Origin of the sequence: Cryptosporangium japonicum (assembly GCF_039524755.1) — a bacterium.
Classification (GTDB): Bacteria; Actinomycetota; Actinomycetes; order Mycobacteriales; family Cryptosporangiaceae; genus Cryptosporangium; species Cryptosporangium japonicum.
Genome location: NZ_BAAAGX010000033.1, coordinates 1 through 14,705 on the forward strand (window position 1 = coordinate 1; position 14,705 = coordinate 14,705).

Annotated in this window: 12 protein-coding genes; 1 reads left to right on the plus strand and 11 read right to left on the minus strand. The window is 70.6% G+C overall.

The window, feature by feature from the left end:
- Positions 1 to 1,253: 1,253 nt before the first annotated feature.
- The 9 genes from tyrS to argC are packed head-to-tail and all read right to left on the minus strand — an operon-like array spanning position 1,254 to position 10,382.
- Positions 1,254 to 2,534 carry a tyrosine--tRNA ligase gene (tyrS, locus tag ABD437_RS35480; protein ID WP_344653695.1) on the minus strand — a complete coding sequence of 427 codons (1,281 nt, stop codon included), beginning with the start codon at positions 2,532 to 2,534 and terminating at the stop codon, positions 1,254 to 1,256.
- A gap of 32 nt (positions 2,535 to 2,566) precedes the next feature.
- Positions 2,567 to 3,169 carry a DNA-3-methyladenine glycosylase gene (locus ABD437_RS35485; RefSeq protein WP_344653356.1) on the minus strand — a complete coding sequence of 201 codons (603 nt, stop codon included), beginning with the start codon at positions 3,167 to 3,169 and terminating at the stop codon, positions 2,567 to 2,569.
- A complete protein-coding gene (gene argH, locus ABD437_RS35490; RefSeq protein ID WP_344653357.1) occupies positions 3,156 to 4,583 on the minus strand; it encodes an argininosuccinate lyase in 1,428 nt (475 codons plus the stop codon). Before argH ends, ABD437_RS35485 begins: the two co-directional genes overlap by 14 nt.
- Positions 4,580 to 5,140 (minus strand): arginine repressor, encoded by a 561-nt coding sequence (locus tag ABD437_RS35495; protein WP_344653358.1) that lies wholly within the window; start codon positions 5,138 to 5,140, stop codon positions 4,580 to 4,582. The genes argH and ABD437_RS35495 overlap by 4 nt, the downstream gene beginning before the upstream one ends.
- The gene (gene argF / locus ABD437_RS35500) at positions 5,137 to 6,066 is read right to left on the minus strand and encodes an ornithine carbamoyltransferase (protein ID WP_344653359.1); all 930 of its coding nucleotides are present in this window, start codon (positions 6,064 to 6,066) and stop codon (positions 5,137 to 5,139) included. Before argF ends, ABD437_RS35495 begins: the two co-directional genes overlap by 4 nt.
- A complete protein-coding gene (locus ABD437_RS35505; protein WP_344653360.1) occupies positions 6,063 to 7,232 on the minus strand; it encodes an acetylornithine transaminase in 1,170 nt (389 codons plus the stop codon). The genes argF and ABD437_RS35505 overlap by 4 nt, the downstream gene beginning before the upstream one ends.
- Positions 7,229 to 8,116: an acetylglutamate kinase gene (gene argB, locus ABD437_RS35510; RefSeq protein ID WP_344653696.1), complete on the minus strand. Its 888-nt coding sequence runs from the start codon at positions 8,114 to 8,116 to the stop codon at positions 7,229 to 7,231. The genes ABD437_RS35505 and argB overlap by 4 nt, the downstream gene beginning before the upstream one ends.
- A gap of 8 nt (positions 8,117 to 8,124) precedes the next feature.
- Positions 8,125 to 9,357 (minus strand): bifunctional ornithine acetyltransferase/N-acetylglutamate synthase, encoded by a 1,233-nt coding sequence (gene argJ / locus ABD437_RS35515; RefSeq protein WP_344653361.1) that lies wholly within the window; start codon positions 9,355 to 9,357, stop codon positions 8,125 to 8,127.
- Complete coding sequence (argC, locus tag ABD437_RS35520; RefSeq protein ID WP_344653362.1) at positions 9,354 to 10,382, minus strand: N-acetyl-gamma-glutamyl-phosphate reductase; 1,029 nt, start codon at positions 10,380 to 10,382, stop codon at positions 9,354 to 9,356. The genes argJ and argC overlap by 4 nt, the downstream gene beginning before the upstream one ends.
- A 255-nt stretch (positions 10,383 to 10,637) precedes the next feature.
- Between argC and ABD437_RS35525 the strand changes: the two genes are divergently transcribed.
- A complete protein-coding gene (locus tag ABD437_RS35525; RefSeq protein ID WP_344653363.1) occupies positions 10,638 to 11,009 on the plus strand; it encodes a hypothetical protein in 372 nt (123 codons plus the stop codon).
- A 65-nt stretch (positions 11,010 to 11,074) separates the two neighbouring features.
- Here ABD437_RS35525 and pheT read toward each other — a convergent pair whose 3' ends face one another.
- Complete coding sequence (pheT, locus tag ABD437_RS35530) at positions 11,075 to 13,570, minus strand: phenylalanine--tRNA ligase subunit beta (RefSeq protein WP_344653364.1); 2,496 nt, start codon at positions 13,568 to 13,570, stop codon at positions 11,075 to 11,077.
- Complete coding sequence (pheS, locus tag ABD437_RS35535) at positions 13,570 to 14,640, minus strand: phenylalanine--tRNA ligase subunit alpha (RefSeq protein ID WP_344653365.1); 1,071 nt, start codon at positions 14,638 to 14,640, stop codon at positions 13,570 to 13,572. The genes pheT and pheS overlap by 1 nt, the downstream gene beginning before the upstream one ends.
- Positions 14,641 to 14,705: the final 65 nt, after the last annotated feature.

A 14,705-nucleotide genomic window follows, 5' to 3' on the forward strand; every position in this document is an offset into this window, starting at 1 on the left:
CTGCGCTTCTTACTGTACCCGATCCGATTTCCAGAACCAAATTCGCTCTGTCTCCTTATCGGGGCCCTACCACCGCCTTAATAAGCGCGGCGCCTTTCGTTTTCCAGCCTACCTGGTCGAATTCCAACCGCCAAATTCGCGGTATTCGTTCTTCCTGGCTGGGACCGTCACGAACCTGCGCTGTTTAGGCGCCGTTTCGATCGGGCTTCCTACGGTATCCGGTCGAGTTCGTAGTGCCAAATCGGCTCTACCTCGCCCGGACGCAACACAGTCGACCGGTTCGCACCGGTCGGTTCGGCTGCTTTCCCGCGGGCCGTCCACTGCGGCGCTTGCGCGACCGGCTCGTGTCCGTCTCCCCTGCGGGCCCGATGAAATCTACGCGGCTCCGGCCGGATCCGCAAACCCGTGCGAACGTGGTCCGCGCCACACTCTCCCGCCGGCTCCGCGAGCGCGCATCGCGATCCCTTGCACGCTCACACCGCCGTGCCGCACAAGCCCGCCCAGCCATCCCGCGCAGGCCCGCACCGCTGTCTTGCACCAGCCCGCATCGTTGTCCCGCACTAGCCCGCATCGTTGTCCCGCGCGGGCCCGCATCGTTGTCCCGCGCAGGCGCGCGCACCGCTGTCTTGCGCAGGCGCGCACCGCCGTGCCGTACGGGCTCGCGCCGTCATCGCTCAGAGGGGCCCCCGTAGGCACGCCATCCTCCGTGGGCCGGTGCCGCGTCGCGGCAGACTCCCGCATGGATGGCGCCGCTGGCTCCTCGGCAGGGCGCCCCACTTACTCGCAGGGCGGCCTGCTCTTCCCTGGGTGTCCGGGACGCCGTGCTCCTCCGTCGGGGCCGCGCCTAGCGGAGCCGACCGTGGATTCCTGCAGACCGCGCCTACGTCCTCCCGAAGCTCGGGTGGCCGCGCTCAGGGGGGCCGGAGGAGCTTGGGCAGGTCGGCTTCGGGTTGGGGCGAGGCATTACCGGCCCCATGGCGATGGCGGCGATGCCGCGCGCGGGTGACTGCTGCGGTCCCGTTCCGGCAAGTGCTGATCGGAGTAAGGACCCCTCCGCTACCGATCGAGTAGCGCCGGCGCACGGGAGGGTGATGGACGACCTCCGCTACCCGTCACGCGGCGGCGCCGCGTGGCGGTAGTGAGCGGAGTGAGGACCCCTCCGGTACCGGCTGGGGCGTGCCGCGCGTTGCGCGGGTGGCCGGGGCGCGTCGGAGGCGGAAGGCACCGGCGCGCGCCCGGCAGGCGTAATCGACTTACGCCGTGACCTCGACCCCGGCGATGGTGCGCTTACCGCGGCGCAGTACCAACCACCGGCCGTGGAGCAGTTCCTCCCGGGAGGGAGGGGCCTCACCGTCGGTGACCTTCGTGTTGTTCACGTACGCGCCGCCCTCGCGGACCGTGCGACGCGCGTCGGAGAGGCTCGAGCACAGGCCGGAGGCCTGGAACAGGGCCGCCACCGACGGGAGCTCGCCGCTGACCTCGTGCAGGCCGGCTTCGGCGAGGGCGGCGCGGAGCGTGTCGGCGGGGAGGCCGCCGAGTTCGCCGCGGCCGAACAGCGCGCCGCTCGCGGTGGTGACGGCGGCGGTCTCGTCGGCGCCGTGGACCAGCGTGGTCATCTCCTCGGCGAGGCGCCGCTGGGCCAGGCGGGCCGCGGGACGTTCGGTGACCGCGATCTCGAGCTCCTCGATCTCTTTGCGGTCGAGGAACGTGAACGTCTTGAGGCGGCTGACGACGTCACGGTCGTCGGTGTTGAACCAGAACTGGTACCAGGCGTAGGGGCTGGTGAGTTCGGGGTCGAGCCAGACCGAGCCGCCGCCGGTACTCTTGCCGAACTTCTCGCCGGTGGCGTTGGTGAGCAGCGGGACCGTGAGCGCGTGCGCGGGGCCGCCGTCGTTCGCGGTGACCCGGCGGATGTAGTCGAGGCCCGCGGTGATGTTGCCCCACTGGTCGTTGCCGCCGATCTGCAGGCGGCAGCCGTGGTCGCGGTAGAGCTGGAGGTAGTCGTTGGCCTGCAGGAGCTGGTAGCTGAACTCGGTGTAGCTCAGGCCGCCGGAGTTGATGCGCGCGGACACGGACTCGCGCGCCATCATCTGGGTGACCGGGAAGTGTTTGCCGACGTCACGCAGGAAGTCGAGGGCGGAGATGTTGGCGGTCCAGTCGAGGTTGTTCGCGAGGATCGCGCCCTCGTCGAAGTCGACGAACTTGGCGAGCTGCGGGCGCAGTTTCTCGACCAGTTCGCGGACCTTGTCCGGCGTGTTGAGGACACGCTCGGAGGAGCGGCCGCTGGGGTCGCCGATGAGGCCGGTGGCGCCGCCGGCGAGGACGATCGGGCGGTGCCCGGCCTGCTGGAAACGGCGGAGCGTGAGCATCGGAACGAGGTGGCCGGCGTGCAGGCTCGCCGCAGTGGGGTCGAACCCGGCATAAACCGTGAGCGGGCCGTTGTCGAGGGCCGTGCTCAGGGCCTGTTCGTCGGTGGTCTGTGCGATCAGACCGCGCCAGCGCAGTTCGTCGAGGAATTCACTCACGGAGAGCATCATTCCGTATCGGCGCGGCCCCGGGCGAACGGCTATCCGTTCGCCGCGGGCGCGCGGGGCGATCGCCGGTACGGGCTGACCGTCGGGTCGCCGTCGATCCAGAAGCGCCACGGGATGTCGGCGCCTTGCGAGACACCGGTCCGTGGGCCGGTTCGAATCACGCCGACGGATTGCGGCTCGTCCGGTTCGACCAGCACGAGCGGGCCATCACCGTCGAGAAGGTTCGTGCCGTCGGCTGCGCGGTCGATGCCCAGCGTCTTGCAGAGGCGCGCGGGGCCGCGGGCGAGGTCCCGGTCTTTGACGGGTCGGCCCCTGCGGGCTTCATCGAGGCCGTCCACGACCTGGCCGGCGCGCAGGAGCACCGCGGCCGCGACGCCGACCGGGCTGCAGGTGATGTTGACGCACCAGTGCATGCCGTAGCTGAAGTAGACGTACAGCGTGCCGGGGCCTTCGAACATGCTCGCGTTCCGGGCCGTGCGCCGGCGGTACGCGTGGGACGCGGGGTCACCGGCGGTGCCGGCGTAGGCCTCGGTCTCGGTGATGCGCAGCGTGACGCCGTTGGCGCGGACGTACCGCCCGAGGAGGGCCGGGGCGGCGTCCTCGGGCGGTCCGTTGAGGATCTCAGCGAGGGACAACCTGCTCCTGAGCCCAGTCGGTGAACCCGGCGATCGCGGACCTGGCGTTGGCCAGCTGGACCGCGACCGCGTCGGGGCCGGTGGAGCCGGGCGTGGTGCGGGCGCGCAGGGCACCTTCCACGGACAACACGTCGCGGACCGACGGGTCGAGGTGCGGGCTGACCTGGGCGAGGTCGTCGTCGGTGAGGTCGTCGAGCTCCTCGTTGCGCTGGGCGGCCTTCGCCACCAGCGCGCCGACGATCTCGTGCGCGTCGCGGAACGCCACCCCCTTGCGGACGAGCCACTCGGCGACGTCGGTCGCGAGCGCGAACCCGGTGGGGGTGGATTTGGTCAGGACGTCCGCGTGGACCTGCATGGTGGCGATCATGCCGGTGAGAGCGGGCAGGAGCAGGTTGAGCGTCTCGACCGCGTCGAACACCGGCTCCTTGTCTTCCTGCAGGTCACGGTCGTAGGCGAGCGGGAGCGCCTTGAGCGTGGCGAGCAGGCCGGTGAGGTTGCCGATCAGGCGCCCGGACTTGCCGCGGGAGAGCTCGGCGATGTCGGAGTTCTTCTTCTGCGGCATGATCGAGCTGCCGGTGGCGTAGGCGTCGTCGAGCGTGACCCAGCCGAACTCCTGCGACGTCCACAGCACGACCTCCTCGCCCAGGCGGGAGAGGTGCACGCCGATCAGCGCGGCGACGAACAGGAACTCCGCCGCGAAGTCGCGGTCGCTGACCGCGTCGATGGAGTTCTCCGCGCTCGCGGTGAAGCCGAGCTCTTTCGCGACGGCCACCGGGTCGAGGGGAAGGCTGCTCCCGGCCAGTGCGCCGGCGCCGAGCGGGCTGACCGCGGCGCGCTTGTCCCAGTCGACGAGCCGGTCGAGGTCGCGGAGCAGCGACTGCACGTGCGCGAGCAGCTGGTGGCTGAACAGGATCGGCTGCGCGTGCTGGAGGTGGGTCATGCCGGGCGCGGGGACGGTCTTGTGCTCGTCGGCCTTCTCCTGCAGGGCCGTGGCCAGCTCCGTCAGGCCCTGGGCGACGCCACGCGCGTGATCGCGCAGATAGAGGCGCAGGTCGGTGGCGACCTGGTCGTTGCGGCTGCGACCGGCGCGGAGCTTGCCGCCGAGGGCGCCGAGCCGCTCGAGGAGACCGCGTTCGAGCGCGGTGTGCACGTCCTCGTCGTCGATCGTCGGGGTGAACGCGCCGTCGGCGCAGTCCTTCTCGAGCTCGTCGAGCGCCTTGATCATCAGGTGCAGTTCGTCGGCGGTGAGCAGGCCGGCGCGGTTGAGCACCCGCGCGTGGGCCCGCGAGCCGGCCAGGTCGTACGGGGCCAGCCGCCAGTCGAAGTGGACGCTGACGGAAAGCCGGGCCAGGGCCTCGGCGGGGCCGCCGGAGAAGCGGCCGCCCCAGAGGCGGGTGGTTTCGGTGTCGGTCACTGGGTTTCCTTGAGAAGTGTCGCGGCGTGGTGGTGGCCCGAGGTGTCGACCTCGACCGGGACGCTGTTGCGCTGGTCCGCCCAGTCGAGGACCTTGGCCGCGAACGCGTCGCCGCCGTCGGTCTCGCGGGTGATGACGAGGATGGTGTCGTCACCGGCGATCGTTCCGATGATGTCAGGCAGGCCGGACCGGTCGAGCCCCGAGGCGAGGAACTGCGCGGCGCCCGGTGGGGTGCGGAGCACGACGAGGTTGCCGCTGGCCTCGGCGCCGGTGAGCAGTTCCTGGACCCGGCGGATGAGCTGGTCGGGTGGGCTGACCGAGGGGCGCATCGGAGCGGCTCCCTCCTCCGGCAGGACGTAGGCGGCCGGTGACCCGTCGGCGCCGCGGAGTTTCACCGCGCCGAGCTCCTCCAGATCGCGGGAGAGCGTGGCCTGGGTGACGGCCATCCCCTCGTCGGCCAGCAACCGGGCCAGCACGGTCTGGGAGGGGATGGGCGTCGAGCGGACCAGTTCGCTGATCCGGGCGTGGCGCGCCGCCTTGGTCACCGGGTTGCTCATCGTCGTTGTTCAACCAGCCATGTGAGGAGGGCCTTCTGGGCGTGCAACCGGTTCTCGGCCTGGTCCCAGACCACCGAGCGCGGCCCGTCGAGGACGTCGGCACTGATTTCGTTGCCACGATAGGCGGGGAGGCAATGCAGGACGATCGCCGTGTCCTTGGCGGTCTCGACCGCTTTCTGGTCGATCCGGTAGGGGGCCAGCGTCGCGAGGCGTTCGGCGCTGCTCGCGGTCTCCTGGCCCATCGAGACCCAGGTGTCGGTGGCGAGCACGTCGGCGTCTTTCGCCGCCGCTTCGGGGTCGTCGGTGATCGTGATCGTGCTACCGGTGTGTTCGGCGATCTTCCTCGCGCGCTCGACGATCTTCTCGTCCGGCAGGGCGTTCTTCGGGCCGCCGACGCGGACGTGCATTCCGGCGACGGCCCCGCCGACGAGGTAGGAGTGCGCCATGTTGTTGGCGGCGTCACCGAGGTAGGTGAGCGTCCGGCCTCGGACCGTGCCGAACCGTTCCTTGATCGTCAGGAGGTCGGCGAGGATCTGGCACGGGTGGAACTGGTCGGTCAGCGCGTTGACGACCGGCACCGCGCTGACGCTCGCCATCGCCTCGACGCGCTCCTGGCCGAACGTGCGCCAGACGATCGCCTCGACCTGCCGATCGAGCACGCGGGTGGTGTCCTCGATGGTCTCGCCGCGGCCGAGCTGGCTGGTGCCGGCGTCGAGCACGAGCGGGTAGCCGCCGAGCTCGGCGATGCCGACCGCGAACGACACCCGGGTGCGGGTGGACGGCTTGTCGAAGATGACCGCGACGCTCTTGGGGCCCGCGAACGGGGTGAACTTGTGCCGGTCGGCCTTCATGGTCTGCGCGAGGCCCAGGACTTCGAGCTGCTCGTCGGAACTCAGGTCGTCGTCGGCGAGGAAGTGGCGGGTCATGTGTCTTTTCCGGTGGCTTGATCGAGGGCGGCGGGGAGGGCCGCGAGGAACGCGTCGACCTGGTCGTCGGTGAGGATCAGCGGCGGGGCCAGGCGGAGCACGCCGGGGGCGATCGTGTTGACGAGGAAGCCGGCTTCGGCGAGAGCGGCTTCGGCGGCCTTGGCGACGTCGTCGGTGAGGACGATGCCGAGGAGGGCGCCGGAGCCGCGGACCTCTTTCACGGTCGGGTGGGTGATCCCGTTGCGGAGGCGTTCGCCGAGGTGTTTGGCCCGCGCCAGCAGGTCGTCCTGGACGATCGTGTCGAGCACGGCCAGCGCCGCGGCGCAGCACACCGGGTTGCCGCCGAACGTGGAGCCGTGACTGCCGGGACCGAACAGGGCCGCGGCCTCGCCGAACGCCAGCGTGGCGCCGAGCGGCAGGCCGCCACCGAGCCCCTTGGCGAGCGTGACGACGTCGGGCTGGACGCCTTCGGCCTGGTGGGCGAACCAGAAGCCGGTGCGGCCGATGCCGGTCTGCACCTCGTCGACGGTGAGCAGGGCGTTGTTGTTCGTGGTGATCTCGCGCGCGGCGGCGAGGTAGCCGGGCGGGGCGGGCACGACGCCGCCTTCACCGAGCGTCGGCTCGAGGATGACCATGGCGGTCTGGTCGGTGACCGCGTTCGCGAGCGCCTCGGTGTCACCGAACGGGACGTGGGTGACGTCGCCGGGCAGGGGGCGGAACGGGTCCTGTTTGGCGGGCTGGCCGGTGAGCGCGAGGGCACCCATCGTCCGGCCGTGGAAACCGCCCTGCGTCGCGACGATGTGCGTCTTGCCGGTGCGCCGGGACAGTTTGAACGCGGCTTCGTTGGCCTCCGCGCCAGAGTTGCAGAAGTAGACGCGCCCGTCGCGCCCGGAGATCCCCAGCAGGCGTTCGGCCAGCGTGATCGCCGGGACGTTCGCGAAGAGGTTCGACACGTGGCCGAGCGTGGCGATCTGCGCCGAGACGGCCTCGACGATCGCGGGGTGGGCGTGCCCGAGCACGTTGACCGCGATGCCGGCGTACAGGTCGACGTACTGGTTGCCCTGGTCGTCCCAGACCACGGCACCCTCACCCTTGACCAGGGCGGTGGCCGGCGTGCCGTAGTTGTCCATGAGGGCGGCGCGCCACCGGGCGGACATGTCGCTCATGAGGACACCACCATCGTGCCGAATCCTTCCTCGGTGAAGATCTCCAGGAGCAGGGAGTGCGCGACCCGGCCGTCGATGACGGTGGCCTGCGGCACTCCCCCGCGGACCGCGCGCAGGCAGGCCTCCATCTTCGGGATCATGCCCGCCGACAGGGACGGCAGCAGCTCGGCCAGTTCCTCGGTGCCGATCTGGCTGACCAGCGAATCCGGCTCCGGCCAGCGGGTGTAGAGCCCCTCGACGTCGGTGAGGACCACGAGTTTCTGGGCGCCGAGCGCGACGGCGATCGCGGAGGCCGCGGTGTCGGCGTTGAGGTTGTGGACCTGGCCGTCGGCGTCGGGCGCGACGGTGGAGATGACCGGGATCCGGCCGGACTCGATCAGGTCCCAGACCGCGGCCGGGTTGACCGTGGCGACGTCGCCCACGAGGCCGACGTCGACCTCCTCACCGTCGACCGTGGCCGATCGGCGGGTGGCGGTGAGCAGGTGCGCGTCTTCACCGGACATGCCGACGGCGAACGGCCCGTGCTCGTTGATCAGGCCGACGAGTTCGCGCCCCACCTGCCCCACGAGCACCATGCGGACGACGTCCATCGTCTCGGGCGTGGTGACGCGGAAGCCGCCGCGGAATTCGCTGTCGATGCCGAGCCGGTGGAGCATGCTCGAGATCTGCGGGCCGCCGCCGTGCACGACGACCGGCCGCGCGCCGGCGTACCGCAGGAAGACCATGTCTTCGGCGAAAGCACGCTTGAGTGACTCGTCGGTCATGGCGTGGCCGCCGTACTTCACGACGACGACCGCGCCGTTGAAGCGCTTGAGCCACGGCAGGGCCTCGATCAGCACGCTGGCCTTGCGCTGGGCGGTCTCGATGTCGCGAGCGGAGAGCATGTCCGTGCTCACGAGGTGTAGGCCGAGTTCTCGTGGACGTACGCCAATGTCAGGTCGTTCGTATGGACGGTGGCGGTCTTGTCCCCGGCGTGGAGGTCTACTTCGACGCTGAGATGGCGGGGGGTGATGTCCGCGGCCTCGGCGTCGGGATTCCGGGTGCCGTTGACGCAGACCTTGACGCCGTTGAAGCTCACGTCGACGCGGTCGGGGTCGAAGGTGGCGTCGGTGGTGCCGATCGCGGCCAGGACCCGGCCCCAGTAGGGGTCGTTGCCGAACAGCGCGCACATGAGCAGGTTGTTGCGGGAGATGCTGCGCGCGACGGTGACCGCTTCCTGCTCGCTGGCCGCGCCGGTGATCGTGATCGCGACCTCCTTGGAGGCACCCTCGGCGTCGCCGATGAGCTGGCGGGCGAGGTCGGCGCAGGCTTTCTCGACGGCCTGGTTCAGCTCCGGTTGAGTGGGGCTGATGCCGGAGGCACCGCTGGCCAGCAGGAGGACCGTGTCGTTTGTGGACATGCAGCCGTCCGAGTCGATGCGGTCGAACGTGGTGCTGGTGGCGGCGCGCAGGGCGGTGTCGAGTGCGTCGGCGTCGGCGACCGCGTCGGTGGTGAGGACGCAGAGCATGGTGGCCAGCGCGGGGGCGAGCATGCCCGCGCCCTTGGCCATGCCGCCGACGACCCAGCCGTCGTTGCTGATCGTGACGGTTTTGGGGTGGGTGTCGGTGGTCATGATGGCGCGGGCCGCGTCGTCGCCGCCGTCGCTGTTCGTTTCGGTGGTGGTGGCTGTGGCCGCCGTGGGGGCTGTGGCCGCCGTGGGGGCTGTGGCCGCCGTGGGGGCTGTGGCCGCCGTGGCAGCGGTGGCGGCGTCGACGCCGGCGAGGAGGGCGGGCATGTTCAGGCGGTCGCCGATGACGCCGGTGGAGCAGACGGCGACGTCGGCCGCGCCGCAGCCGAGGCGTTCCGCGACGTGCTCGGCGGTGGCGTGGGTGTCCTGGAAGCCCTCGGGGCCGGTGCAGGCGTTGGCGCCGCCGGAGTTGAGCACCACGGCGGTGAGCCGACCGGATTTGAGCACCTGCTCGCTCCAGAGCACCGGCGCGGCCTTGACGCGGTTGGTCGTGAACACGCCGGCCGCGGCGTCGAGCGGACCGTGGTTGACGACGAGCGCCACGTCGCGGTCACCGCTGGTCTTGAGACCGGCCGCGACACCCGCGGCTCCGAATCCCTGCGCGCTCGTGACGCTCACGGTGCTACTCCCGTCATCGGCAGACCGGTGGTCTCGGGCAGCCCGAGAGCCAGGTTCAGGCACTGCACCGCGGCGCCCGCGGTGCCCTTCGTCAAGTTGTCGATCGCGGCGACGACGACGATCCGGCCGGCGTCCTCGTCGAGGGCGACCTGGATCTGGGCGGTGTTCGCGCCGAGCGTCGCCGCGGTGGTGGGCCAGCGGTTCTCCGGCAAGAGGTGCACGAACGGCTCGTGGTCGTAGGCGGCCCCGTAGGCCTCGCGGAGCGCCGGCAGGGTGACGCCCGGCTTCGCCGCCGCCGTGCAGGTCGCGAGGATGCCGCGCGGGAGCGGGGCGAGAACCGGGGTGAACGAGACCGTGACCGGCTCGCCGGCCGCCGCGCTCAGATTCTGGATCATCTCGGGCGTATGGCGGTGCGCGCCGCCGACGCCGTACGCGGAGAGCGAGCCCATGACCTCGGCACCCAGCAGGTGGGGCTTGAGCGACTTGCCCGCCCCCGACGTGCCGGAGGCGGCCACGATCACCGCATCGGGCTCGGCGAGACCGGCGCGGTACGCCGGGGCGAGGGCCAGGCTGGCCGCCGTGGGGTAACAGCCGGGAACCGCGATGCGCGTGGCCTGCTGGAGCTTCTCGCGGGCTCCGGGCAGTTCCGGGAGGCCGTAGGGCCAGGTGCCGGCGTGGTCCGACTGGTACCAGCGCTTCCAGGCGACCGGGTCGGCCAGGCGGAAGTCGGCACCGCAGTCGATGACGATGGTTTCGGCCGGGAGCGCGTTGGCGATCTCACCGGAGTGGCCGTGCGGCAGCGCGAGGAAGACGACGTCGTGGTTCTCGAGGGTTTCGAGGTTCGTCGGCTGGAGGACGTGATTGGCGATGGGGGTCAGGTGGGGGTGGTGCTCGCCGACGGTGGTGCCGGCGCTGGAGGCGGCGGTGAGGGCGCCGAGCTCGATGTGGGGGTGGGAGAGGAGGAGGCGGAGGAGTTCGCCTCCGGCATAGCCGCTGGCCCCGGCGATGGCCGCCCGCACGCTCACTACGTCCTCCGCTCGTTGGGTCTCGTATGAGTATGCACGAGGTCGGATTGCTATGCAACAGAGTGTGTCGGTGGGACGAGACGTCAGTCGATACCCTGTGGTGCGATCCCAAGTGGGCAAGCGATCGAGGCATTCATGACACCCCAGCCCCCCGAAGCCAATTCCTCAGGTAGACCACGCAATCGGCGGCTAAATAAGCCTCTGATAGTCGTAGTTATCTCAACGGCGACTATATTTTTGGCTATCATGTGCGCCGTGATAGGGGTTTTCGTTTCCCGTTTTTGGGACGGAATGGCGTCAACGCCAGCCGAGGCAGCCGACAAGCTTATGTCAGCAATCGAATCAGAAGATAAAAACGCCGCAGAGTCGTCGATTTGCGACGGCTCATCAATGAACTATGAGGATGCTAAAAATCAGGTGCTAGGAGCAGCAGAGGCAAGCGGTGGAACAATTACGGATGTGCGCTGGACTGTATCTGAGAGCTCGAAGGAAGAAGATTCGGCAAGAATCAGCATCTCACTGGAGGTAGTCGCCGAGGTCAATGACGCCCGTCAAGTGGATCGTCGGGTTTTGACTGCGGACCTTCGCAAAGGCCGGGAGTGGAAGGTGTGCAGCCTCCACCCTTGACGACTTTAGTGTGGTCCACTTAGGTGGACCACACTAAAGTCGCTTCGCCTCGCTTAACTCAACGACTACGCCCGCAAGGAGGCGCCGTGGGTTTTGGTGGCTTGGGTTATAGCGGCGTCTCGGGAAGTGGTGGCTTCTTCTACGGTTAGGGTTCGGTCGGAGGCTCGGAAGGTCAGGGCGAACGCCAGCGACTTTCGGCCCTCCCCTACCTGCGCCCCCGTGTAGACGTCGAACAACCGCACCGACTCCAGCAACTCCCCTGCCCCCTCGACCAGGGCCTTCTCCACCTCCGCCGACGGCACCGACTCATCCACGACCAAGGCCACATCCAGCAGCGCCGGCGGGAACGGGGAGATCACCGGCGCGGTGGCTATCCGGGGAGCCGGCAGGGCGGACAAGTCCAGTTCCATCGCCGCCGTGCGGGCCGGAAGCTCCAGCGCCGTCACGACCCGGGGGTGCAGCTCACCTGCGTGCCCGACCACTCGGCCGTCTACGACCAGCTCGGCGCAGCGGCCCGGGTGCCACGGCGCCAGATCGCCGCGACGCACCGACAGCTCGATGCCGGCTGCGGCCGCTACCACCCGCGCGGACTCGATCGCGTCCGCCCACGAGGCGGCGCGGCCGGGGCCCCACCAACCGGCGGGATCGCGGTCGCCGGAGAGCACCACCGCGACGTGACGGGGCTGGGACGGGACGGCGGCGTAGAGCGCGGCCAGTTCCTCGTCGGTCGGGCGCCGGTCGACGCCCAGGCGCGGCGCCGGGCCCGCACCGGACGCCGAGAAGACCAGGCCCAGTTCGTAGAGCGCCACGTCGCGCTGGCCGCGGCCGATGTTGCGCTGCGCGGCCTTGAGCAGGCCCGGGAGCAGGCTGGTGCGCATCTCCGGCTCGGCGTCGGACAGGGGGTTGGCCAGCCGCACCGCGGAGCGGCGGGGGTCGTCGGCCTCCAGGCCGAACGCGTCGTGGATCGACGGGGACACGAACGGGTAGCTGAGCACCTCGACGAAACCGGCCTCGGCCAGGGCCCGCGCCACCGTGCGGCGGCGCCGCTGGTCGTCGGTCAGGCCCGAGCTGGACGGCGTCGGGGGCAGGATCGACGGGATGTTGTCGTACCCCTCGAGCCGCGCGACCTCTTCGACCAGGTCGATCGGGTCGGTCAGGTCGGGCCGCCAGGAGGCCGGCAGCACCCACAGCTCGTCCTCGCCGGCCGTGGTGACCGTGCAGCCCACGTCACGCAGGCGACGCTCCACCACCGAGCGCGGGTACTCGACGCCGACGACGCGCGACGCCAGCCCCACCGGCAGCCGGATCGGCTCGACGGCGGCGCGGGCGTCCAGGTCGAGCACGCCGGGCTCGGCCACCGCGCCGCCGTACTCGACGAGCAGGCGCACCGCGGCTTCGGCCGCGACCGCGGTCATCTCGGGGTCGACGCCCCGCTCGAAGCGCTTCGACGCCTCGCTGGGCAGCTTCTGCCGCCGGGCGGTGCGGGCGACCGTGACCGGGTCCCAGTGGGCGGCCTCGATCAGCACCTCGGTGGTGTCGGGACCGATCTCGGTGGTCTCGCCACCCATCACCGCGGCCAGGCCGATCGGCCCGGTGTCGTCGGTGATCAGCAGATCCTCGGTGGAGACGGCACGGTCGGCGCCGTCCAGCGTGGTCACCCGTTCGCCGGGCCGCGCACGGCGCACCACGATCGGGCCGGTCACCCGCGACCGGTCGAACGCGTGCATCGGCTGCCCGAGCTCGAGCATCAGGTAGTTCGTGACGTCGACGGCGAGCGAGATCGACCGCACGCCGGCCGCCTGCAGCCGCCGCTTCATCCACAGCGGCGACGGCGCCGCGGGGTTCAGACCCCGGACGGCACGGGCGTAGAACCGGTCGCAGCCGGCCGTGTCCTCCACGACCACCGGGTGCGGCACCTCGCCGGACGCGGCGGGCACGGTCACCAGCGACGCCGGATCGCGGAACGGCACGTCCAGCGAGGACGCCAGCTCGCGCGCCAGACCGCGCACCGAGAAGCAGTAGCCCCGGTCGGGGGTGATCGCCAGCTCGAAGATCACGTCGTCGAGCCCGAGCACGGGAACGGCGTCCGACCCCGGGCCGACGCCGGCCGGCAGCTCGGCCGCGGAGAGCGCGATGATCCCGCTGTGGTCGTCGCTGATCCCCAGCTCGCGGCCGGAGCAGATCATCCCGTCGGAGACCTGGCCGTACGTCTTGCGCGCGGCGATCGCGAACCCGCCCGGCAGCACCGCACCGGGCAGCGAGGCCACGACGTATTCGGCGGTCGCCACGTTCGGCGCGCCGCAGACGATCCCGCGGCTGCCCGACTCGTCGTTGTGGTCGGGACCGACGTCGACGCGGCAGTACCAGATCGGCTTCTTGAAGCCGGTCAGTTCCTCGGCCGAGAGCACGCGGCCGATGACCAGCGGACCGGAGACGCCCTCTCCGGGGCGGTGCACGGCTTCCACCTCGAGCCCGGCACGCACGAAGGCGGTGTCGATCTCCTCGGCCGAACGGCCCGAGAGGTCGAGGTACTCGCCGAGCCAGGACACGGCGACGCGCATCAGATCTCCATCCCGAAAGCGGTCGAGAAGCGCACGTCGCCCTCGACCATGTCACGCATGTCGGTGGCCTCGTGCCGGAACTGCAGGGCGCGCTCGAGCCCCATGCCGAACGCGAAACCGGTGTAGACGTCGGGGTCGATGCCGCACGCGACCAGCACGCGCGGGTTGACCATGCCGCAGCCGCCCCACTCGATCCACCGTGGACCGCCCTTGGCCTGGGGGAACCAGACGTCGAACTCGGCGGACGGCTCGGTGAACGGGAAGTAGGACGGGCGCCAGCGGGTGACCGCCTCCGGACCGAACATCGCCTTGGAGAAGTGGTCGAGCGTGCCGCGCAGGTGCGCCATCGTGATGCCCTTGTCGATGACGAGGCCCTCGACCTGGCTGAACACCGGCGTGTGGGTGGCGTCGAGCTCGTCGGTGCGGAACACGCGACCGGGCGCGGCGATGTAGATGGGGGGTTCGCGCCGGTCGAGCATCGTGCGTGCCTGCACCGGGGAGGTGTGCGTCCGCAGCACCAGGCCACCCTCGGGCGGCTCGACGAAGAACGTGTCCATCATGGAGCGCGCCGGGTGGTCCGGCGCGATGTTCAGCGCGTCGAAGTTCAGCCACTCGGCCTCGATCTCCGGGCCCTCGGCGATCTCGTAGCCCATGCCGATGAACAGGTCACTGACCCGGTCGAACATCGCGGCGACGGGGTGCCGGGCGCCGCGCGGACGCCGGTCGAACGGCAGCGTGACGTCGACGGCCTCGTCGCGCAGCACCCGCTCGTCACGCTCGGCGATCAGGATGAGCTCGCGGGCGTCGTACGCGGCTTGAATGGCCTTACGGGCCTCGTTGACGCGGCGGCCAGCGTCCGCCCGGGCCTGTGGCGGCAGCGCGCCGAGCTCACGGCGAGCCAGCGACACCGGGGCGCGGTCGCCGAGGTGTGCGGTCTTCGCCTCACGCAACGCATCAAGAGAAGCAGCGTCCGCGAACGCCTTCTCGGCGTTGAGCGTGGCGTCGCCGAGCGCCTCGGCGCTCAGCAGGGCGACCTGCTTGGGGTCATAAGGGTCGTTGGGTCCAGACATGCGGGTGGGGTTCCGTCCTCCGACTGAGCGCACGCGAGGGCAACGCCACTACAGCGCGCGGAATG

Coding starts and splice junctions, on each gene's coding strand:
- pheS (WP_344653365.1), bottom strand. CDS start 14,640: ATGTCTGGACCCAACGACCCTTATGACCCCAAGCAGGTCGCCCTGCTG.
- tyrS (WP_344653695.1), bottom strand. CDS start 2,534: ATGCTCTCCGTGAGTGAATTCCTCGACGAACTGCGCTGGCGCGGTCTG.
- ABD437_RS35505 (WP_344653360.1), bottom strand. CDS start 7,232: ATGAGCGACATGTCCGCCCGGTGGCGCGCCGCCCTCATGGACAACTAC.
- argF (WP_344653359.1), bottom strand. CDS start 6,066: ATGACCCGCCACTTCCTCGCCGACGACGACCTGAGTTCCGACGAGCAG.
- pheT (WP_344653364.1), bottom strand. CDS start 13,570: ATGCGCGTCGCCGTGTCCTGGCTCGGCGAGTACCTCGACCTCTCGGGC.
- argB (WP_344653696.1), bottom strand. CDS start 8,116: ATGCTCTCCGCTCGCGACATCGAGACCGCCCAGCGCAAGGCCAGCGTG.
- ABD437_RS35495 (WP_344653358.1), bottom strand. CDS start 5,140: ATGAGCAACCCGGTGACCAAGGCGGCGCGCCACGCCCGGATCAGCGAA.